General features: G+C 54.6%; 29 protein-coding genes. 20 read left to right on the forward strand and 9 right to left on the reverse strand.

Annotated features, from left to right (window positions below; genetic code table 11):
- Positions 1-103: 103 nt before the first annotated feature.
- From A3L09_RS01600 to A3L09_RS01615, 3 genes are all read left to right on the forward strand, one after another.
- Positions 104-649, forward strand: coding sequence for a [protein ADP-ribosylglutamate] hydrolase (locus tag A3L09_RS01600; protein ID WP_088857317.1), 546 nt, complete (start codon positions 104-106; stop codon positions 647-649).
- 73 nt (positions 650-722) lie between these two features.
- Positions 723-1,112: a hypothetical protein gene (locus A3L09_RS01605; protein ID WP_088857318.1), complete on the forward strand. Its 390-nt coding sequence runs from the start codon at positions 723-725 to the stop codon at positions 1,110-1,112.
- Between the two features lie 436 nt (positions 1,113-1,548).
- Positions 1,549-2,991 (forward strand): NAD(P)H-hydrate dehydratase, encoded by a 1,443-nt coding sequence (locus tag A3L09_RS01615; RefSeq protein WP_088857320.1) that lies wholly within the window; start codon positions 1,549-1,551, stop codon positions 2,989-2,991.
- 43 nt (positions 2,992-3,034) lie between these two features.
- On the opposite strand, the gene A3L09_RS01620 is transcribed toward A3L09_RS01615, so the two are convergent.
- The 4 genes from A3L09_RS01620 to A3L09_RS01635 all read right to left on the reverse strand — a co-directional run bounded on the left by A3L09_RS01620 (position 3,035) and on the right by A3L09_RS01635 (position 6,077).
- Positions 3,035-4,423, reverse strand: coding sequence for an alpha-amylase (locus A3L09_RS01620; RefSeq protein WP_088857321.1), 1,389 nt, complete (start codon positions 4,421-4,423; stop codon positions 3,035-3,037).
- Between the two features lie 181 nt (positions 4,424-4,604).
- Positions 4,605-5,162 (reverse strand): ArsR/SmtB family transcription factor, encoded by a 558-nt coding sequence (locus tag A3L09_RS01625; protein WP_088857322.1) that lies wholly within the window; start codon positions 5,160-5,162, stop codon positions 4,605-4,607.
- A 15-nt stretch (positions 5,163-5,177) separates the two neighbouring features.
- Positions 5,178-5,483, reverse strand: a complete 306-nt coding sequence (locus A3L09_RS01630) for a DUF211 domain-containing protein (protein ID WP_088857323.1) — start codon at positions 5,481-5,483, stop codon at positions 5,178-5,180.
- An 18-nt stretch (positions 5,484-5,501) separates the two neighbouring features.
- A complete protein-coding gene (locus A3L09_RS01635; protein ID WP_088857324.1) occupies positions 5,502-6,077 on the reverse strand; it encodes a winged helix-turn-helix domain-containing protein in 576 nt (191 codons plus the stop codon).
- Between the two features lie 209 nt (positions 6,078-6,286).
- On the opposite strand from A3L09_RS01635, the gene A3L09_RS01640 reads away from it, so the two are divergent.
- The 16 genes from A3L09_RS01640 to A3L09_RS01715 all read left to right on the forward strand — a co-directional run bounded on the left by A3L09_RS01640 (position 6,287) and on the right by A3L09_RS01715 (position 16,291).
- A complete protein-coding gene (locus A3L09_RS01640; protein WP_088857325.1) occupies positions 6,287-7,693 on the forward strand; it encodes an acetate--CoA ligase family protein in 1,407 nt (468 codons plus the stop codon).
- Between the two features lie 43 nt (positions 7,694-7,736).
- A complete protein-coding gene (locus A3L09_RS10815; RefSeq protein WP_157727178.1) occupies positions 7,737-7,952 on the forward strand; it encodes a hypothetical protein in 216 nt (71 codons plus the stop codon).
- Positions 7,953-8,108: 156 nt separating this feature from the next.
- Positions 8,109-8,612: a monovalent cation/H+ antiporter subunit E gene (locus A3L09_RS01650; protein WP_088857327.1), complete on the forward strand. Its 504-nt coding sequence runs from the start codon at positions 8,109-8,111 to the stop codon at positions 8,610-8,612.
- On the forward strand, positions 8,612-8,866 hold the full coding sequence (locus A3L09_RS01655; RefSeq protein ID WP_088858946.1) for a cation:proton antiporter: 255 nt from the start codon (positions 8,612-8,614) through the stop codon (positions 8,864-8,866). Before A3L09_RS01650 ends, A3L09_RS01655 begins: the two co-directional genes overlap by 1 nt.
- Complete coding sequence (gene mnhG / locus A3L09_RS01660) at positions 8,863-9,234, forward strand: monovalent cation/H(+) antiporter subunit G (protein ID WP_088857328.1); 372 nt, start codon at positions 8,863-8,865, stop codon at positions 9,232-9,234. Before A3L09_RS01655 ends, mnhG begins: the two co-directional genes overlap by 4 nt.
- Positions 9,231-9,497: a hydrogenase subunit MbhD domain-containing protein gene (locus A3L09_RS01665; RefSeq protein ID WP_088857329.1), complete on the forward strand. Its 267-nt coding sequence runs from the start codon at positions 9,231-9,233 to the stop codon at positions 9,495-9,497. The genes mnhG and A3L09_RS01665 overlap by 4 nt, the downstream gene beginning before the upstream one ends.
- Complete coding sequence (gene mbhE / locus A3L09_RS01670) at positions 9,494-9,790, forward strand: hydrogen gas-evolving membrane-bound hydrogenase subunit E (RefSeq protein ID WP_088857330.1); 297 nt, start codon at positions 9,494-9,496, stop codon at positions 9,788-9,790. Before A3L09_RS01665 ends, mbhE begins: the two co-directional genes overlap by 4 nt.
- The gene (locus tag A3L09_RS01675) at positions 9,787-10,251 is read left to right on the forward strand and encodes a Na(+)/H(+) antiporter subunit B (protein ID WP_232473557.1); all 465 of its coding nucleotides are present in this window, start codon (positions 9,787-9,789) and stop codon (positions 10,249-10,251) included. Before mbhE ends, A3L09_RS01675 begins: the two co-directional genes overlap by 4 nt.
- A complete protein-coding gene (locus A3L09_RS01680) occupies positions 10,248-10,607 on the forward strand; it encodes an NADH-quinone oxidoreductase subunit K (RefSeq protein WP_088857331.1) in 360 nt (119 codons plus the stop codon). The genes A3L09_RS01675 and A3L09_RS01680 overlap by 4 nt, the downstream gene beginning before the upstream one ends.
- Entirely contained in the window at positions 10,604-12,145 is a 1,542-nt protein-coding gene (locus tag A3L09_RS01685; protein ID WP_088857332.1) for a proton-conducting transporter transmembrane domain-containing protein, read from the forward strand. The genes A3L09_RS01680 and A3L09_RS01685 overlap by 4 nt, the downstream gene beginning before the upstream one ends.
- The gene (locus A3L09_RS01690) at positions 12,145-12,492 is read left to right on the forward strand and encodes a hydrogenase (RefSeq protein ID WP_088857333.1); all 348 of its coding nucleotides are present in this window, start codon (positions 12,145-12,147) and stop codon (positions 12,490-12,492) included. The genes A3L09_RS01685 and A3L09_RS01690 overlap by 1 nt, the downstream gene beginning before the upstream one ends.
- Positions 12,493-12,498: 6 nt before the next feature.
- Positions 12,499-13,029: an NADH-quinone oxidoreductase subunit B family protein gene (locus A3L09_RS01695; protein WP_088858948.1), complete on the forward strand. Its 531-nt coding sequence runs from the start codon at positions 12,499-12,501 to the stop codon at positions 13,027-13,029.
- Positions 13,029-13,598, forward strand: a complete 570-nt coding sequence (locus tag A3L09_RS01700) for an NADH-quinone oxidoreductase subunit C (RefSeq protein ID WP_394335189.1) — start codon at positions 13,029-13,031, stop codon at positions 13,596-13,598. Before A3L09_RS01695 ends, A3L09_RS01700 begins: the two co-directional genes overlap by 1 nt.
- Positions 13,595-14,875 (forward strand): hydrogenase large subunit, encoded by a 1,281-nt coding sequence (locus A3L09_RS01705; protein WP_088857335.1) that lies wholly within the window; start codon positions 13,595-13,597, stop codon positions 14,873-14,875. Before A3L09_RS01700 ends, A3L09_RS01705 begins: the two co-directional genes overlap by 4 nt.
- A gap of 4 nt (positions 14,876-14,879) precedes the next feature.
- Positions 14,880-15,872, forward strand: a complete 993-nt coding sequence (locus A3L09_RS01710) for a respiratory chain complex I subunit 1 family protein (RefSeq protein ID WP_088857336.1) — start codon at positions 14,880-14,882, stop codon at positions 15,870-15,872.
- Entirely contained in the window at positions 15,869-16,291 is a 423-nt protein-coding gene (locus tag A3L09_RS01715) for a 4Fe-4S binding protein (RefSeq protein ID WP_088857337.1), read from the forward strand. Before A3L09_RS01710 ends, A3L09_RS01715 begins: the two co-directional genes overlap by 4 nt.
- Before the next feature lie 8 nt (positions 16,292-16,299).
- Here A3L09_RS01715 and A3L09_RS01720 read toward each other — a convergent pair whose 3' ends face one another.
- From A3L09_RS01720 to A3L09_RS01735, 4 genes are read right to left on the reverse strand one after another with little or no spacing between them, the layout of a single operon-like run.
- On the reverse strand, positions 16,300-16,785 hold the full coding sequence (locus A3L09_RS01720) for a ferritin-like domain-containing protein (protein WP_088857338.1): 486 nt from the start codon (positions 16,783-16,785) through the stop codon (positions 16,300-16,302).
- A gap of 1 nt (position 16,786) precedes the next feature.
- A complete protein-coding gene (locus tag A3L09_RS01725; protein ID WP_088857339.1) occupies positions 16,787-17,275 on the reverse strand; it encodes a ferritin-like domain-containing protein in 489 nt (162 codons plus the stop codon).
- Positions 17,253-17,612 carry an ASCH domain-containing protein gene (locus A3L09_RS01730; RefSeq protein WP_088857340.1) on the reverse strand — a complete coding sequence of 120 codons (360 nt, stop codon included), beginning with the start codon at positions 17,610-17,612 and terminating at the stop codon, positions 17,253-17,255. Before A3L09_RS01730 ends, A3L09_RS01725 begins: the two co-directional genes overlap by 23 nt.
- A gap of 9 nt (positions 17,613-17,621) precedes the next feature.
- Positions 17,622-18,734 (reverse strand): geranylgeranyl reductase family protein, encoded by a 1,113-nt coding sequence (locus A3L09_RS01735; protein WP_088857341.1) that lies wholly within the window; start codon positions 18,732-18,734, stop codon positions 17,622-17,624.
- A gap of 60 nt (positions 18,735-18,794) precedes the next feature.
- Here A3L09_RS01735 and pcp point away from each other — a divergent pair, with 60 nt between their 5' ends.
- The gene (gene pcp, locus A3L09_RS01740) at positions 18,795-19,400 is read left to right on the forward strand and encodes a pyroglutamyl-peptidase I (RefSeq protein ID WP_088857342.1); all 606 of its coding nucleotides are present in this window, start codon (positions 18,795-18,797) and stop codon (positions 19,398-19,400) included.
- Here pcp and A3L09_RS01745 read toward each other — a convergent pair.
- A complete protein-coding gene (locus A3L09_RS01745) occupies positions 19,387-19,713 on the reverse strand; it encodes a hypothetical protein (protein ID WP_088857343.1) in 327 nt (108 codons plus the stop codon). The two genes, pcp and A3L09_RS01745, sit on opposite strands and share 14 nt — an antisense overlap.
- Positions 19,714-19,795: the final 82 nt, after the last annotated feature.

The following is a 19,795-nucleotide window of genomic DNA, read 5'->3' on the forward strand; positions in this document are numbered from 1 at the left end:
GTTAGTGTCTTATAGTGTTCATCAAAAAAACCCAGGAAAAGATTAAGGATTTCCCTACAAAAGAGATAAATCAAAAAAAGACCTTCGCATGGTGGTGGAGGCTATGGGACTTGAAGTCGTCAGGGGTGATATAACCCGCTTTCCAGCTGAAGCGATAGTCAACGCCGCCAACAAGTATCTTGAGCACGGTGGAGGGGTAGCCTACGCCATAGCAAAGGCCGCCGCCGGAAATCCGAGGGAGTACATCAGGATAAGCAAGAAAGCGATGCGCGAGCAGGTGGGAAAGGATTTCATCGAGCATGGTGAGGTCGTTGTAACTCCCGGGATGAGGCTCGAGGAGTACGGCATCCGCTACGTCATCCACACGGTCGGGCCATACTGCGGCGGGGTCTGGGACGATGAGAAGAAGGAGAAGCTGAGGAAGGCCATACTGGGGGCTCTCAGAAAAGCGGAGGAGCTCGGCGTTAAGAGCATAGCCTTTCCGGCGGTAAGTGCCGGCATCTATGGCTGTCCGCTCGAGGAGGTAGTAAAGACATTCAGGGAGGTCGTCGAGGAGTTTGAAAGGGAAGCGAAGGGCCTTGAGAAGGTCTACCTCGTGCTGTACTCGGAGGGGGACTATAAGAGGGCTTTGAGGGTTGTCCGAATGTGAGCTTAGGAACATATATAAGCATGTATCAACATACCTGTTAGAAATCTGACACTGTTACTGTGGGGGTGAGGACATGGAGGAACATTCCAAATTCCTTTTTCTGTTCAGACTTTCTTTGAGGATTCTCGCCTTTGGTTATCCCCTCTTTCTCACGGTGATGTACAACTTCTGGATCTTCACAAAGATCCCGTCCTGGACACTGATGATCTACGTAGCTTTAATGGGGGCGATTGAGCTGGCTGTTCTGCTCTTTAACGGGAGATTGGGAGGAACCATTCTGCCCAAAATTTATGTAGTGCTTACAATCATCTTTGAGTTCCCATCTGCGGTCGTGGGGCTTCTTACCGGCGGCTGGACTTATGGGTATGTCCCATTTTTAGTATGGGCGCTCCTGTGGTATTCCCCGGTGTTCTTGATCGCTTTTATCACAGCAAAATCTGACCATCAACACGGTAAATTTTAACTTTAATTTTAAAGACCTTGTCGCTCACGGCAAGAAATTGAAGGGGTAAACATTAATATACTTTGAAGGCGTAAGAATCTAGGCGGTGCCAATGGCGTGCGACGGTATTGAGAGAACCATCAAAAAAATCGCACTTAGCTTTACACTACTATTCCTCACAGGTTTCCTTCTCATTTACTACGAGATTCGAAGGCTAATATGCGCAACAACGAAACTCTGCTATGCCCCTTTCTTTGGATACTCCCAGATGGGAGGGCTGGACACGATAGTCGCGATCTTCGTAATCGGTACGATGCTCATCAGCATCGCCTCGTACTACTCCTCCTGTGGTGGGGAATAAGGGAAAGCATAACAATACCATTAGCACATCCATAAATTAAAGACTCGTGAGTTAGCTTTTTACATCTCCTTACAAACCTATTTTTGGGTGGTCATCATGCGCATCGAGGACGTTTACATCTGGGATATAAACGCTAAGTGGCTCGGGATTTCCCCGGTTCAGCTCATGGAGAACGCCGGCGCTGGGGTCGCGAGGACGATAGAGGAGCGGTTTGGTGATGGACTTAAGATCGCGGTCTTCTCCGGAACTGGAAACAACGGCGGAGATGGCTTCGTTGTCGCTCGGCACCTCAGCTTCGAGAACGACGTTACCCTCTTCCTCGTCGGCGACGAGGCGAAGATAAGGAGCGAGGAAGCGAAGCACAACTGGGAAATCCTAAAAGGACTTGACTTCGTGAAAATTCAGGTTCTTAAAGACTCATCCTACATTAAGTCCCTCGACCTTTCGGGCTTTGACGTCATAGTGGATGCACTCCTCGGGGCTGGAACGAGGGGTGAGCCGAGGGAGCCGATAAGAAGTGCCGTCGAGAAGATAAACGAGTACGCTGGAAAAGCAAAAATAGTGAGCGTTGACCTCCCAAGCGGCTATCCTAGTGGAATTCGCGTTAAGGCCGACTTTGCCGTTACCTTTCAGTGGGACAAGGAGGAATATCAAGGCTTTGAGCGCGTCATAGCGAAGATAGGGTATCCAAGGGAGCTCTACCACCTCGTTGGGCCCGGCGATGCCAAGTTCGCGCTCAGAAAGAAAGGCGAGCACAAGGGGCAGAACGGGAAGCTCCTCGTGATTGGCGGTAGCGAAGACTACTTTGGAGCGCCGTATCTCGCGGCGAAAGCAGCTTCCTACCTCGTCGATCTTGTGTACCTCGCGATGCCGGAGTATTCGGCGAGGAGGATAGGCGACCCGGACTTAATTCTGAGGCCCGTTGAGGGGAGAAACTTCACTCCTGAGCACGGGGATAGGGTTCTCGAACTGGCCCGAAATGTGGATGCGGTCATAATAGGCCCTGGAATCGGTCTGGCTGAGGAGGCCAAGGTCTTCGTGAGGGAATTCGTAAAGCGGTGTGAGAAGCCTCTAGTTGTTGATGCCGATGCCCTGAAAGCCCTCGTCGAAGATCCAGGTGTTCTTAAAGGCAAAACCTTCATCCTGACCCCCCACGCCGGCGAGTTCAGGATACTGTTCGGAGAGAAGCCCGAAGGAGATCTTGAAGAGAAAGCGAAGCTCGTCATGGAGAAAGCAAAGACTGTTGGGGGAACGATCCTGCTTAAAGGCCATTATGACATCATAAGCGACGGAAAAACCTGGAGGTACAACAAGACAGGCAACAGGGGCATGACGACCGGTGGAACGGGGGACGTTTTGGCGGGCATCGTTGGCGCCCTTCTTGCTCTCGGAAATTCACCACTGAGGGCCGCTTCGGTTGGGGCGTTCCTCAACGGGCTTGCGGGTGATATGGTGAAGGAAGAGACGGGGGAGAACTTTACCGCTCTGGAAGTGGTCAAAAAAGTTCCAAAGGCCGTGAGGTGGGTGGAGGAGTTCTGATTTTTATTCTCTTCCCTCAGAATGAAAAATGAGAAAGAAGCTATCACCCAACCCCCGCGTAGCTCCAGATGGAGTAGCCGTAATATCCGTTGGCCGGATCGTAGGGTGGGGCGGTCAGCTTGACCCAGCCGTCGTACTGGACGTAGCGGTCGACCCAGCCTCCTAGATTGCCGGTGTACTCGTGGATCGTGTAGCCGGCGAACTTGCTCCCGACGTTGACCCAGCGCTCAGTCCAGTCGCTTCCAAGATTGATATATGTTATGAGGCCCGGTTTGTCGCCGTAGCCCTCTCTTTCGAATATCAGCTCGTCGCTGTCGTAATAGAGTATCTTGGTACTGCCCCCAGCGAGGTGTTCATGTATCCAGATTAAGTTGTTGAGCCTGTCCTTGTTGAGCCATTCTTCATAATCGCGGTAGAATATAACCGGCTGGCCTTCGTAGGTGAGGATGAATGCGTAGGCCGGATACTTGTTCCAGATTATGTCCGTGTCGTGATTGGCGACGAAGGTAACCGCCTTAAATGGGTCGCGGGAGACGACGGTTCCCCCGTTCTGGAGTGCAGAGACTAGCGCGGGGATGTTATTGTTGTCGAAGGCCTCGTCCATCTTGTAGTAGAGCGGGAAGTCGAAGACTTTGGCATTGCTGTCGTAGGCCCAGCTGAGGAGGGCATCGACGTTCGTGTCCCAGTACTCACCTACGGCCCAGCCGCCCCACCAGCTCAGCCAGTCCTTGACGACCCAGGCTCCGTAGCCCTTGACATAGTCGAAGCGCCAGGCGTCAACGCCGATGCTTCTGAGGTAGGCAGCGTAGCTCTCGTCGCTCGCCCAGAGCCAGTACTGGTCCCAGCTCTTCTCGTGGGCTATGTCGGGGAAGCCTCCGAAGGTGCCCTCGTCGCAGCACTTGACCTCGTTGGGGTGGAAGTCCTCGTAGTTAGCAGTGTACTTTCCTGAAGCCACTTTGGAGAAGTCCGTCCAGGTGTAGTCCCCGACGAAGGGGTTCCACTCGAGGTCTCCGCCGGCGCGGTGGTTTATGACGATGTCGGCTATGACCTTTATGCCGTAGGAGTGGGCGGTGTTTATCATGTCAACAAGCTCCTGTTTTGAGCCGAAGCGCGTCTCGACGGTTCCCTTCTGGTAGTATTCGCCAAGATCGAAGAAATCGTAAGGATCGTAGCCCATTGATGAATTCCCGCTCATGCCCTTGCTGGCCGGGGGAATCCATATCGCCGATATCCCTGCGTCGTACCATTCGGGTATCTTGCTCCTGATGGTGTCCCACCATATTCCGCCACCTGGGACGTCCCAGTAGAACGCCTGCATTATGACGCCACCGTCTTCAAGGCTAGAGTATTTGGCTGCGCCGGCAGGAACCGCAGAGATCCCCAGCGCGACCAGAACCACAATCAGCACCGCGGCAGTTTTCCTAATTCCCATACGTCTTCACCCGCCAGTCTTGTCTACGTGGCTTGAAATGTACCGGTTGCCCAAGTGTATCACCGGTGGTGAAATATTTAAGGGTTGCCATCATTGTTCATTGAAGTTCATAACGGGACATTAAATACTAACTCAGAACTGCAACACAGTGTAACGATTGGCTCAAAAGGTAGGGGGAGGGCTACAATCTGATGAGATCCCTCACTTCCTTGGCCAGGTTACAAAGCTCGCAGCTCTGGAGGAAGACGAGCATGTTGAGAAGGTGGAAGAGCTCCACCTCGGTCAGCTCCACCTCGGCCTCGGAGACCCTCTTTATTATCGGCTGGGATCTAAGTTCTATCTCGTTGAGGACTTCCGCGGCGAGCTTCTTGAGTTTTTCTCTGTTTTTTATGTTAAATCCAGCCTTTTCAAGCACCTGTACGAGCTTCTCCGCCTCGACCTGGAGGTAGGACTGTCTGAACTCCTCAATGCTCTCGTCCGGTTCGACCTTAATGAGGAACATCCTGGCGGTTCTTGAGTAGACCCTCTCTCCCCCAGTGTCGTCTATCTCCTCCACTAACCCCACTCCTTCGAGCGCTTTTATGTGCCTGTAGACCGTCGTTCTGTCTTTGGAGAGGGCTTCGCTCAGCTCCTTTATCGTCATGGGCCTCTGTCTAAGGAGCTTCAGAATGGAAAATCTGGTGGGCTCGGAGAGCACCTTCACTGCCTCGGGGCTCGTGATTATCAGGACCTCGCGCATGTTGATTTACCTCTCTCAGTACTCCTCCAGCTTGTCCTGCGGGGTCTCCTCCTCCTCGACTATCCTCTTTCCGGCCGCCACCATGTCTATGCTGTGGACGACGCCGCCGAACTCCTCTATGGTCTGAACTATCTCATCGTAGTCGAGGTTGTCGCCGACGACGGTTATCTTGACGTTCTCCGTCTCCTTATCGATCTCAACGAGGGTTATGTTGACCCCTTCCACCCCCTCGAGTTCGCTGAGTCCCAGGGCGAGCTCCGTAACTATCGGCTGGTGGGGCTTGAGAACGTCCAATACGAGCAGTCTTATACCCTTACCCATAGCGCATCGCTTCCTCCTCTACCTCTTCAGTATCTCCCCCAACTTCCTGAGGAGGGCCATAACTTCCTCATCCCTGCCCATGCGGGCCATGGAGAGCCACTCTATTGCGTGGATTATATCTTCATTGGAGAAATCCTTTAATTTTTCTTCGTTCTCCTCTATCTCCTTGGAGATATCCGTCTTGTACTCGTGCTCCTTCTTGAGCAGCTCGTCCATCACGTTGAGCAGCTCTTCGTCGTTGAACTCATAACCCAGGGCCTTGAATATCTCCAGCTTCGTCTTGAGCCTGGAGCGGGCGAAGTAGCGCAGCTCCTCGTCGCCTAGGTAGAGGTTAATGTAGAAGGCATCCGCCGTTCTCCCGTAGTACTTCTCGACGAGGTTGCCCTTCATCTCCGTCCTCTTGACCTCAACTAATCCAGCCTCCTTGAGCTTCTCGATGTGGTGGTAGATCGTCTGGGGGGTCTTCCCCAGTATCTCGCTGAGCTGGGAGATTGTCATCTCCCTGTCCCTCAGGAGGGCCAGTATCCTCCTTCTGGTGTCCTCCAGCATGAGTTTAATAACTTCCGGGTCGGTAATCACTTTCACCTTCGCCATTGGCATCACCAATTTAAACGCTCTAACGATCCTTTGAGCGTTCGGTAATATAACTCTTTTGCCGCCCTTGGGGGAGCAACCTTTATATATGTAAAGTTCCCCTCCCCTTTAGAACCCCTGATGGACAAAATATCCATATTCGTGGGTGCATCCAGTAGGGGAGGAAGGCTTAAATACAAATTCCCGAAAAACCTTCGGAGGTGGTTGCCATGGCCGAGAACCTGGACTTCCTGTTTTACCCCAAGAGCGTCGCGGTCATCGGGGCATCGAACGTGCCCGGGAAGGTTGGAAACGCGATAATGCGTTCCATAACCCTCCGCTACGATGGAAAGGTCTACCCCGTCAACGTGAAGGGCGGCGAGATAGAGGTCAACGGAAAGAAGTTCCCGGTTTACAGGAGCGTTAAGGAGATTCCCGACGAGGTTGAGGTCGCCGTCATAGCCGTTCCGGCCAGGTTCGTGCCCGATGTCATAGACGAGTGCGGCGAGAAGGGGGTTAAGGCCGCCGTCGTAATTTCCGCCGGCTTCAAGGAGGCTGGAAGGGCAGATCTTGAAGAGGAGCTCGTTAAGAGGGCCAAGAAGTGGGGAATAAGGGTCGTCGGTCCGAACTGCCTCGGCGTCACCAACCTTGAGAACGGCTTCGACTGCAACTTCAATCCACCTGAGAGGCAGGCCAGGCCGCCCTTCGGAAAGGTCGCCTTCATGAGCCAGAGCGGCGCCTTTGGAGCTGCAATCCTCGACTGGGCCGCCCGCGAGAGGATAGGGATGAGCAAGTTCATAAGCCTCGGAAACATGGCTGATCTGGACGAGAGCGACTTCATGAGATATCTCGGCGACGATCCCAAGACCGGCGTCATAACCGGCTACATCGAGGGTGTTAAGGACGGCAGGAAGTTCTTCAACACTGCTAAGGAGGTAACCCTGAAGAAGCCCATCATAGTTCTCAAGAGCGGGAGGACTGAGGCAGGAGCTAAGGCCGCCGCTTCTCACACCGGTTCACTCGCCGGAGCTTACAAGATATACCAGGCGGCCTTCGAGCAGACCGGCGTTTTAGAGGCCAAAAGCATGAGACAGCTGTTCAACTACGCGAAAGCATTGGCGATGCAGAGCCCGGCAAAGGGCAACCGCGTGGCCATAGTTACGAACGGCGGTGGTGCCGGTGTTATGATGAGCGACGGCCTGCTCGAAAGGGGCATGAAGCTCGCAGAACTCAGCGATGAGACCAACGAGAAGTTCAGGAAGTCCATCGAGGAAGGAAAGCTCCCGGAGCACATGAGCTACAAGAACCCGATCGACATCATTGGAGACGCGCCGTCAAGCAGGTACGAGGTGGCAATGCGCTACGCACTGGAGGATCCAAACGTTGACCTGCTCGTCGTCATAGCCCTCTTCCAGAGTCCCGCTTTGGACGAGGGGATCGTTGAGGCCATGGAGAGGATGAAGGCCTACGGCAAGCCTATAGTCTTCGTCGCCCCGGGTGGGGACTACCCGCACAAGATGGCCAGGAACATCGAGATGAAGGGCGTCCCCGTCTATGAGACGGTGGAAGACGGCGTCGATGCAGTCTACGCCCTCGTCAAGTACGGTGAGTGGCTTAGGGAGAACGGGAGGCTCTGATGCCCCAGTAACTTATTTAACCTCTTTTGCCATTTTCTAAAATATGGGGCTCGGAAGGAAGGTTCGCTCCTTTGTCGAAGACTTCAAGGTTATCCTCGTTATTCTCTTCGTGCCCCTCATCATAGTGCTCTTTCGCTACGTTCTTTTTCTGTCTTACGCTCTTACTGGAGGTGCTCTCCTGGGGGTCGTTCTGATATTTTCCCTGCTCTTTGTTCTCGGCCTCCTCTTCAAACCTGCCAGTCTTCGCAGACGGGTATAACGGCATTTCCCTCTGAAAATCAGTTCTAAACCTTTGGTTTAAAACAAGCTGTTTAATACCTTCTCTTGCCAAACAAAAGCTTAAGAAAAGCGTTTTAAGCAGAAAGAGAAATCGAGAGTGAGAGGTGCTGAAAACGTTTCATCTGGAGGTGGTAGTTTGCCGTTCATAGTGGCGTTCCTCTTTGCGTACATCGCTTGGCTGGCCTTAACAGCGGGGAGCAAAGGACTACTGTGGAGCACAGAGGAACTCGTTGCTGGACTTATATTCGCGGCAACAATAGGTTACGCAACCAGAGACATCGTGGGCGAGGACTCCACGCGCTTCCTGAACCCTGTGAAATGGTTGCTTGGGATTGTCTACGCCCCAGTTCTATTCTGGGGAATGGTGAAGGCAAACTTCGACGTCGCTTACCGTGTCATAACCGGAAGGATAAGGCCGGGAATAGTCCGTGTCCCAGTTGACCTCGAGAATGACGCCCAGTACACCATAATGAGCAACTCGATAACCCTCACCCCAGGAACCCTTACGATAGACGCCTGCCCGGATGAAAAGGCCCTCTACGTTCACTGGATCAACATCCCGGAGGGACTTGAGAGTCCCGGAAGCTCGGAGCCGGTTGCAGGACCGTTTGAAAAATGGGCGAGGAGGCTGGGAAGATGATGGCCTTCTTCTACGCAACGGTTCTCGTTGGGATAGCGGGTCTTATCTCTGTGCTGAGGCTGATACTCGGCCCAACCGTTCCCGACAGGGTAGTTGGAGTTGATACACTCAACACCCTCGTTGTTGCCGGCATGGTTCTCCTTGGAGCGGCCTACGACAGGACGATATACATTGACATCGCGATAGTCTACGCCCTTCTGAGCTACATAGGAACTCTGGTGATAGCGAAGTACCTCCAGGGGGGACTGGCATGAACTACGTTGAGGCGCTCATCTACGTCTTCCTTGGAATAAGCGTTACGTTCAACCTCCTGGGGAGCTTCGCCCTCATCCGCTTCCCCGACGTTTATACAAGGCTCCACGGTGCAACTAAATGCACTACTTTTGGGACGATATTCGCGGTCTTCGCCGTCATAACCCACGCCCTCTACCAGCTTCACAAGACCGGCGACTCAAAGTACCTCCAAATGGCGCTTCACAGCGTTGTGGCTTTGATAGCCCTCCTCCTCACGAACCCAACGGGGGCGCACGCGATAGCCAAGGCTGCACATCTAAGCGGGGTCAAGCCTGCTAGGGCCGTTGTTGATGCCTACGAGGAAAAGCTCGGAGGTGGTTCCGAATGAACGCCGTTGACATGGACATGATCATACAGGCCATAATACTCACGGGGGTTCTCATCACGGCTTACCTCACGATACGCTACCGCGACCTCCTCTCAGCTGCCCTGGCTTCGGCAGCGATGAGCTTGCTCCTAAGCCTTGAGTTCTACACCCTACATGCTCCTGACGTTGCCATAGCCGAGGCCGCCGTTGGAGCAGGCGTTGTTACTGCCGTTGTTGTCTACGGCATCGCAAAAACGGAGAGATGGGAGCGTGAGGTACCATGAAGAGAACCCTCGCTTATCTTTCACTCCTGTTCATACTCGGCGCGCTCCTCTACATCGCGAACCCGGACTACGGTCTGAAGTTCGGGCCGGGCGGAGAAGACTGGCTGAAGTACCGCTACACCGACAACTACTACATAACCCACGGCGTTGAGGAAGTCGGCGGTACCAACATCGTTACCGACATAGTGTTCGACTACCGTGGCTACGATACCCTTGGAGAAGCGACCGTTCTCTTCACAGCCATAGCTGGGGCGGTGGCTCTTCTCAGGCCTTGGAGGAGGGATGAGGAATGACCTGCAGGCCGGGTGAAAACGGTGACATGGGGCTCATAGTCAGAACGATAGCGAGGACGACGATACCCCTGATAGGCATCTTCGGAGCCTACATAGTCTCCCACGGGCACCTGACGCCAGGTGGCGGCTTCCAGGGGGGAGCGACGATAGCTGGAGCGGGAATACTGTTCCTGATAGCCTTCGGACTCGGCGAGATGAAGAAGCACTACAGCAAGAGCCTCTACTCGGCCCTAGAAGGGATTGGAGGACTGGCCTTTCTCGGCGTGGCGATGCTCGGCATAGGGACTGCGTTCTTCTACAATACCCTCTGGCACAGCGGGCCGGTTCTCAATGGAAAACCGGGAACACTGCTCTCAGCCGGGTTCCTGCCGATAATGAACCTCGCCGTTGGATTGAAGGTCTTCACTGGCTTGGTGAGTGCCCTAGCGGCCATAGCCCTCTGGAGGAGGTGGAAGGAGTGATCCAGTTCCAGTTCATTGTCGCCTTCCTCATGATATCCCTTGGAATCTATGCGTTCCTAGCGAAGAGGAACCTGCTCAAGCTGATCTTGGCTTTGGACATCATAGACTCGGGGATTCACCTGCTACTCATCAGCCTCGGCTATAGAATGGAGCTCAACGAGCTCCCAACGGCGCCGATCTACACAGGCTACGAGACCCTCAAAAGCCCGATGGTTGGACCATTGCCGCAGGCGCTCGTCCTCACGAGCATAGTCATCGGCGTCTGTGTGCTTTCCCTAGCGGTTGCCCTGACGATAAACGCATACAGACACTACGGAACCCTTGATGTGAGAGCCCTGAGGAGGTTGAGGGGATGAACGGCGAGACAATCTTACCCTACCTCATAATCGTCCCGCTCTTTGGGGCGTTCTCGATGCCAATAGTCAGCCTGGCGGGGAGGAAGGCCAGGGAGGCATGGGCGGTCATAATCTCGGGAATAACCCTAATCGTTGGCTCCGCGGTCTTCTACACGGTCTACGAAAACGGCCCGATTCTCTACACTCTCGGCGCTAAGAGTCCCTTCGGCAAGGCTGACTTCCCGATAAGGATAGTCTGGGAGGTCGACCTGCTCTCTGCGTTGATGGTGCTCATGGTGACACTAGTGGCGTTCCTGGCGGTGGTCTATTCACTCGGGTACATGAAGCACGACACCGGTTTGGACAAGTACTACACCCTAATCCTGATCCTCGAGCTTGGAATGCTCGGCATAGCGATAACAGGAGATCTCTTCAACTTCTACGTCTTCCTTGAGATAATGAGCATAGCCAGCTACGCGCTGGTGGCTTTCAGGAACGACACCTGGGAGGGCATCGAGGCGGGCATAAAGTACATGTTCGTCGGCTCAATAGCGAGTAGCTTCGTGCTCCTCGGGATAGCCCTCCTCTACGGCCAGTACGGAACGCTGACGATGGGTTACCTCGCTGTCAAGCTGTCCCAGAACCCAACCGTAGTCGCCAAGGTCGCCTTAGCCTTCTTCATCGCGGGACTGCTCTTCAAGAGCGGTGCATCGCCGGTTCACATGTGGCTCGCCGATGCCCATCCTGCCGCTCCCAGCTCGATCTCTGCTATGCTCTCCGGCCTGGTCATCAAGATAGGCGGTGTCTACGCCCTAACGAGGATACTCTTCAGCATCTACGGAGCCAGTATAAGCATGAAGACGGTCGGCTGGGTGATCATAATCTTCGCCTGCCTTACGCTGATAATCGGCAACGCGATGGCGGTCATTCAGACCGACATGAAGAGGCTTTTGGCCTACTCCTCCGTCGGGCAGATAGGCTACATCCTCCTCGGCATTGGAATAGGCTTAGCGGCTTATGGAAGCAGAACCGGAGAGATCGCGCTGGCGGGAGCGGTCTACCACACCTTTAACCACGCCCTCATGAAGGCCCTCCTCTTCCTCATAGCCGGGGTCGTCATACACGAACTCGGGACGAGGAACCTCAACGAGCTGAGCGGTTTAGCGAAAACCATGCCCAAAACCACTTTCGCCTTCCTCATCGGCGCAGCGGCGATAATAGGAATGCCCCCGCTGAACGGCTTCGCGAGCAAGTGGCTCATCTACGAGAGCTCTGCTATCTTCAACCCCGTCGTTGGTGCGATAGCGATAATCGGCACTGCCTTCTGTACAGCGGCCTACGTCAGGGTTCTCTACACATTCTTCGGAAAGCCGAGTGGAAAGGCAATGAACGCTAGAGATCCGGAGGCGACAATGCTCTGGCCGATGATAATCCTAGTTTTAGCCATAATCGTCATGGGGCTCTTCCCGTGGCAGATAAGCGACAGAGTCATGATTCCAGCGGCCAAAGCCCTCGAAAACCAGCTTGGGTACGTAGCGACCATAATGGGGGTGGGATGATGTTCGGCTACTGGGATGCCCTCTACTTCGTCTTCGTCTTTATCATCGGGCTCATCCTGGCTTACCTCCTCGACCAATGGGCAAAGAGGAGCGGTATGGGGACGAGGGAAGTCGGGGACGGAACGAAGATATTCATCAGCGGCGAGGATCCAGAAAAGGTTATCCCGGGCTTCGAACACCTTGAGGGCCACTACACGGGAAGGAACGTCATGTGGGGCCTAACCTACGCCCTCAAGAACTTCTTCACCGTGCTCAGGAGAGACCACACCGGCCTGCTCACCGACTACGTGAGCTACCTAGTGATTACGACGGCCTTCGTGCTCGGTGTTCTGTTGATCTGGGGGTGAATGGAGATGGCAATAACCGTTCCCGCTAACCAAAATAACCAAAAATCGGATCCATCCGAGAGGGAGAGGCTAGAGAGGAGGATAGCCCAGCTCTGCCGCTTTATAGGGAGATCGCCCTGGGTCTTCCACGTAAACAGCGGCTCGTGTAACGGCTGCGACATTGAGATAATAGCGGCCTTAACTCCACGCTACGATGCGGAGCGCTTTGGGGTCAAGCTCGTTGGTTCGCCGAGGCACGCGGACATACTGGTCGTTACGGGGCCTGTAACCAACCAGAGCCTTGAGAGGGTGAAGCTCGTCTACGAGCAAACGCCTGAACCCAAAATTGTCATGGCCGTTGGGGCGTGTCCAACGGGCGGGGGCGTCTTCTACGAGAGTCCCTTCACGAACGCGCCGCTCGATAGGATTATCCCCGTTGACGTCTACGTCCCGGGCTGCCCGCCGAGGCCTGAGGCGATACTTCAGGGGGTCGTTTTAGCCCTGGAGAAGCTTGCTAAGATGATTAAAGGGGAAATCCCCGCGGAGGTGGATGAATGATGCCCGTTGATGAGGTTCACGATCCTGTTGCTGAAGAAGTTAGGGAGCCGACGAAGGCTGAGGAAGTAGCGAGGAAAATAGCCGAGCGCTTCCCGAGCGCGAGCGTTGAAGTGAAGACCAACAAATGGGGCAGACAGAGGGTCTGGGTGAGGGTTCCGAGGGAGGACTACAGGGCACTGATGAGGTTCGTCAAAGAACTCGACCCCGAGGCCCACTACTCGATAGGAATCGAGCAGGACTGGGGGGAGGAGCTGGGTTTTCTGGCTCACCTCGTACTCCACTACAGGGACGCCCCGGCGGTTTCACTCATCGTTGACGTCCACGCCCCTAAGGATGATCCTGTGATCCCCGACATCAGCGACGTCTTCCCTATAGCACTCCAGTTCGAGAGGGAGGGCATGGAGATGGTCGGACTCGACTTCGAGGGCGCCCCCGACAAGAGGAAGCTCTTCCTTCCAGATGATTTCCCCGAGGGCATTTACCCGCTCCGCCTCGATGATAAGGGCGTTTCTGATGAGATGGCGCACAACGCAGGCCATCCCTACTTGTTAGGGGGTGGGAAGAAATGACCGAAAAGGTCGAATACTGGGTCAAGATGCCCTTCGGCCCGATTCACCCTGGCCTTGAAGAGCCCGAGAAGTTCATACTCACCCTTGATGGTGAAAGGATAGTCGACGTGGATGTGAAGCTCGGCTACAACCTGCGCGGAATCCAGTGGATAGCCCTGAGGAGGAACTACATTCAAATAATGTACCTCGCCGAGAGGATGTGCGGGATATGCAGCTTCTCCCACAACCACACCTACACAAGGGCCGTTGAGGAAGCGGCTGGCATAGAAGTTCCGGAGAGGGCCGAGTACATAAGGGTCATCATCGGCGAGCTTGAGAGGATACACTCCCACCTCCTCAACCTCGGTGTTCTGGCCCACGACATAGGATACGATACGTTACTCCACCTAACATGGCTGGCAAGGGAGAAGGTCATGGACACACTTGAGGCAGTCTCCGGGAACCGTGTTAACTACTCGATGGTCACGATAGGCGGCGTGAGGAGGGACATAGACGAGAAGAAGAGGAAAGTCATCGAGGAGATGATAAAGTACTACAGGGAGGTCTTCCCGCAGATAGAGGATGCATTCCTCCACGATCCGACGATAGAGGCCCGTTTCAGGGACACAGCTGTTATAAGCAAGCGCGTTGCCCTGGAGCAGGGTGCCGTCGGACCAACCGGAAGGGGAAGCGGGATAAGGGACGACGCCCGCTGGAGCGAGAGGCTTGGGGTTTACCCGGATCTCGGCATAAAGCCGGTCATGCCGCAGGACGTAACCGGGGAGAGGCCGAGGGGGGACGTCTTTGACAGGATGGCGGTCAGGATAGGCGAACTCTACCAGAGCCTCGAACTTATAGAGCATGCCCTTGATGCCATGCCGGCTGGGCCTGTAAAGGCCTTCCCGAAGGACAACGTCCTCTACGCCAAGCTTAGACTGATGGTTGACGGAGAGGGAATAGGCAGGTACGAGGCGCCGAGGGGAGAGCTGGTACACTACGTCCGCGGAAAGAAGGGAAGCGATAAGCCGCTCCGCTGGAAGCCGAGGGAGCCGACCTTCCCGAACCTCTTCTCGGTTGCTAGGGGAGTCATAGGCGACCAGGTGGCGGACTTCGTGGTTGCGGTTGCCTCAATAGACCCGTGCCTGAGCTGTACGGACAGGGTCGCCGTTGTGAAGGACGGGAAGAAGAGAGTTCTGACCGAGAAGGACCTCCTGAGGGAGTCGATAAAGAAGACGCGCGAGATAAACCCCGATATCAAGGGCGACCCGAGCCCGCTTGGAGTGGGGTGTGCGAGGTGATAGCATGGACGTGGTGAGCGGCATAGTCTACCCGGTCGCGGGCCTCCTCGGCCTCTACGCCTTCGTTTCGCTCGCTTCCCTCGTCTGGGAGGGGATAGACAGGAAGCTGGTCGCTAGGATGCAGAGGAGGATCGGCCCGCCTATACTCCAGCCGGTTTATGACTTCCTCAAGTTGGCCAGCAAGGAAACCATAATCCCGAACACCGCGAACTACATGTTCAGGGCTGCTCCAGTACTGGCTTTAGCTACCGCCATAGCGCTCTTAGCCTACACTCCAATGGGATTCACACCGATTTTGGCGAGCAAAGGAGATGTTATCGTCTTCATCTACCTCCTAACCCTCATCAGCTTCTTCAAGATGCTCGGTGCGATAAGCTCAGGGAACCCGTACGCCAAGATAGGTGCCGCGAGGGAAGCGACGATAATGGTCTCAAGAGAACCCGCGATGATGCTGGCGATATTCACCATAATGTGGCGCATAGGAAAGCTTGGCGTTGATAAGCCCTTCAGCATGGGAACCTTCTATCAGCACAACATCTGGGAGATAGGAACGCCTATGAGCTTCGTAGGAGCTGTGATACTCCTCTACGTCTTCGCCGTCTGGCTGGCGAGCGAGATAGAGGTCGGGTTCTTCAACATACCCGATGCCGAGGAGGAGATAGCGGAGGGACTCCTCGTCGAGTACAGCGGAAGGTATCTAGCCTTGCTCAAGCTGACGCACTCGATAAAGGCATTCATATCAGCCTCTCTCGTGGTGGCGATATTCTTCCCCTGGGGGATATCGGGCTACTTCGGGCTTACTGGCCTCTCAGCGAACGCTATAGACCTGCTCTTCCACACGCTTAAGGTCTTCGCCCTCCTCTTCGTCGTCCAGAGCATCTTTAGAGCAGTAACGGGAAGGCTGAAGATAACGCAAGCAGTGGACTTCCTCTGGAAGAACGTCTTCCTTGCCTCTCTGGTCGGCTCGCTTCTCATGGCGATGGAGGTGATAATGTGAAAACTCCAATCCTCGTCCCAGTGGTACTCAGGAACCTCTTCAAGAGGCCAGCGACCAACCGCTTTCCAGAGACGGAGCCGGTGCCAATTCCTGAGGACTTCAGGGGGATGATAACCTACAACGTGGACAAGTGCGTCGGCTGTAGGATGTGCGTCAACGTCTGCCCGGCTGGGGTCTTTGTATACTTGCCCGAGATAAGGAAAGTGGCCCTCTGGACCGCCCGTTGTATCTACTGCGGCCAGTGCGTTGACGTCTGCCCAACTGGGGCGCTCCAGCTCAGCAAGGACTTCCTCCTGGCAAGCTACGACAACTACGAAGACAGGTTTATTCCACTGAAGCCAGAGGAGGTCGAGGAGATAAAGAGGAAGCTCGAGGAGCAGAAGAAGGCGAAGGAGGCCGCGAAGAAGGAAAAGGCTTGACTTTTCTTTTATTCTTCAGTGATTCCCATTTTGATTGCCAGGGCCTTCAGGGCCTCATAGTGTCCCCTTTCAGCCTTTGCCAATTTTAGATAGACCTTCTTGAGCTCCTCGTTCTTGCACTCGTCAGCGAGCTTTCTATATATCGTCTCGGCCAGCTTCTCGCTCTCCATAGCTATTTTGAGGACATCCTCTAGGTCTTCGATCTTCCAGAACTTTCCGAGAACGTTGAGGGATTCAACATTCGCTATGTTGACTTCAGCCAGCTTGTCTCCATAGTTCTCGCGGTAGACCTTGTACAGCTCGTCGCCGTGTCTTTTTGACTCATCCCCAAGCCTCTTGAACGTGTCCACCACATCTTTGGGAAGGCCGAGTTCTCTGGCCCTCTTGGCCAGTATCCAGTAGGTTTCCGCCTCTTCATATTCCCCCTTTATCCAGTAGCTCAACAGCTCCCTCTCGTTCAGCTTCCTTATCTCGTTGAGGATTTCCACGACCATTTCAATCACCCAGCTTTTCATATTCGCCCTTCAGGGCCTCGTAGTGGTTCTTCTCAACCTCCGCGAGCTTGAGGTAGAGTTCTTTCAGCTTCTCGTCCTTCACCTTCTCGGCGAGAATCCTGTAAACCTTGTGGGCCGTCAGCTCGCTCTCCATCGCCGCCTCAAGAACTTCCTTTATCTGATCTGCCCTCTCGAACTTGCTGAGGACCGGAAGAACCTCCACTGGAGGAACGTCCGTCTTCGGTTCCCTTGAAAAGCTCTCCCTGAATATCTTCGTCAGCTCCTCGGCGTGTCTCTGGGAGTCCTTTGAGAGCTTTTCAAAGACCTTAACGATGCTCTCCCCCAAGCCAAGAGCTCTGGCTCTCTCGGCGAGTTCTTTGTAGAGCTTTGCTTCCTCCTTCTCCCCGCTTATCCAGTATGCGAGGGCTTCCTCGTAGCTCAGATTTTCCAGTTTTCCTATAACCTCATCAACTTCCATCATTTTGATCATCCCCCATCCATCCAACTGGCTCTACTTCTATCGCCGCCACACCGTACTTCTTCTCCTTCTCCTCGGAATAAAACCTTCGGTACACAGCAACGCCGTCATCGATGCTCTCAATACCGGGCAGGACGTTCTCTATGCCCTCCGATTCTAGCATCTCCCTGAAGGACGAGTAGACCCTCAGATCCTTGACGACGCACATGAGCTTGTTTTCGAAGATTATCGTGTCACCCGGCCTGATCTTCTGCCTCTTCTCGTCGTAGAGCCTTCCCTCGATTTTCTTTTCCCCCTCGGCTATCGCCTTCAGGTATTCCTCCTGGAGGCCCATTCTCCACGTTGCCATGGGATCACCTCACACCAGCGCTCTTATCAGGCTCGGACTTATCCGCAGGAGCGAGGCCAGCAGGCGGGGCTTCTTTGCAAGGGCCTTGAAGGTTCTGAGGTGGTCATCGAAGTCCGCGTGGTTCTCTATGACCTCCCTCGCCTCCTCGCTCCCGAGAACCTCAAAGACCCTCTCTATGCCCTCCTGGCTCATCCCTTTGAAGATCCTCCTGACCTTTAGGCCAAAGGCTATCTGCTTCTTTATCCCCGCGCAGGCCCTCTCGTACTCGCTCAGATCTCCTGACAGTATCGCCCTTGCGAGGTGGTGCGCGCAGAGGGCACCAAACACTATCCCCCCGGCGGTTGTGGGTTTTACCTGGAGGGCGGCGTCCCCAAGTAGCGCCACGTTTTCCCTTACCCACGGCTGCCTCCACCCGAGGCCCACCGAACCCGCCTTGAACTCGATTATTGAGGTCGGTTTCAGCCCCCTATCAGTCAGAAACCTCCTGAAGGATTCCAGGCTTCCGAATGTTCCGACCCTCGCAACGTCCCCGCTTACGGGCGTTACCCAGAAGAAGAACTCGGGGTTTACCTCTTTGTTTATCCAGACCTCCGTAAAGTCTTTATTAAATTCTCCCACAATCTCCGCTTCGTATCCTTTGAGGAACTCGGCCTCGCTTTTCGCCCCAATCCCCTTCGCCACTGTGCTCGCCACTCCGTCGGCCCCGACGTAGAAATCGGCCTCGATCTCGAATGTCTCGTTGAGGTGCTGGAGCTTTGCCCTCCCGTTTTTGAAGCCCAGAAAAGACGTGCCCATGAAGTAGTCAACGCCCCTCTTTACTGCCCTCTTCGCCAGTCCCGCTTCAAAGACCTTTCTGTCAACCACGTAGGCCTGGGGCGTCTCCCTCTCTATCTGGAAGCTCTGGATCTTGGAGTAGAACACCGCCCCGCGGAGCTCGTTCAGCACCGCCTCGCCCGGAAAATCGAGCTTCTCAAAGCTCTCGGCTCCTATGATTCCTGTGCAGGCTTTGCCCCCAAAGCTTCTCTTTTTCTCCACGACGGCGACGTCGAGTTTCCTACCGAGGAGCTGTGCAAGATAATTCCCTGCCGGCCCTCCCCCGATGATGAGAACGTCGTATCTCATGCTCACCCCTCTGAGGGTGTGGTTTTTTAAGCCTAAAAACCTAACCTCTCCGGTGGTTCTATGAAGGTGTTGGTTACGGGCTTCGAGCCTTTTGGCGGTGAAAAAATAAACCCTTCGTGGGAAGCGGTGAAGTCCCTCCCCGATGAGATAGAGGGTGCAGAGGTTTTGAAGCACCGGCTTCCCGTGACGTTCAGGGGCGTCAGGGAGATTCTCCCGAGGCTGATCGTGGAGACAAGACCTGACGTTGTAATCCTCACCGGCCAGGCCGGCGGAAGGCCCAACATAACCGTGGAGAGGGTTGCGATAAACGTTATGGACTCGACGATGCCCGACAACGAAGGATACAAGCCTGAGGACGAGCCCGTCTTCGAGGGCGCCCCCGCGGCCTACTTTTCAACGCTCCCCATAAAGGCAATCGTGAACGCCCTGCGGGAGGCGAGAATCCCGGCCGCGGTCTCGAACACCGCGGGAACCTACGTTTGCAACACCGCCATGTTTACGGCCCTTCACACGATAGCCGTCGCTGGAATGGAAACTAGGGCTGGCTTCGTGCACGTACCCTTCAGCCACGAGCAGGCCCTAGACAAGCCGAGGCCCTCTATGTCCATGGAAACGATAGAAAAAGCTGTCGAGATAGCCGTCAGAGCATCGATCAGAGTTCGTTGAAGTCGATCTCGTATGAAACCGACCCGTTGAAGCTCTGGGCTTCTTTGAACCTTGCTATGAGCGCGCTCAGGGATTCTATAAGCGCCCCCCTGATCTCTCCCATAATCTTCTCTGCGCTCTCCCTGGTTTGGAGTTCAAAGGACTTTTCCCTGAGCTCCGAGAGTTTAATGTCCTCCCCGTTTATTCTGATGATGGGATCCAGACCGTTGACAACGTTCCTGAGTTCCTCGTCGAACTCCAGCTCCCTGACGCGGACCCGGTATATCCCGGAGAGGAGGTCGTACTCCTTGTCGAAGACAACCCTCATCTTCATGTTACCACCATTTCCCTATGTGGGTTATCCCAAATAACCCTTTTGGTTTGAACGCCTGACTCTGACCATTCCAGTAACGTTT

Source organism: Thermococcus profundus (assembly GCF_002214585.1).
GTDB lineage: Archaea > Methanobacteriota_B > Thermococci > Thermococcales > Thermococcaceae > Thermococcus > Thermococcus profundus.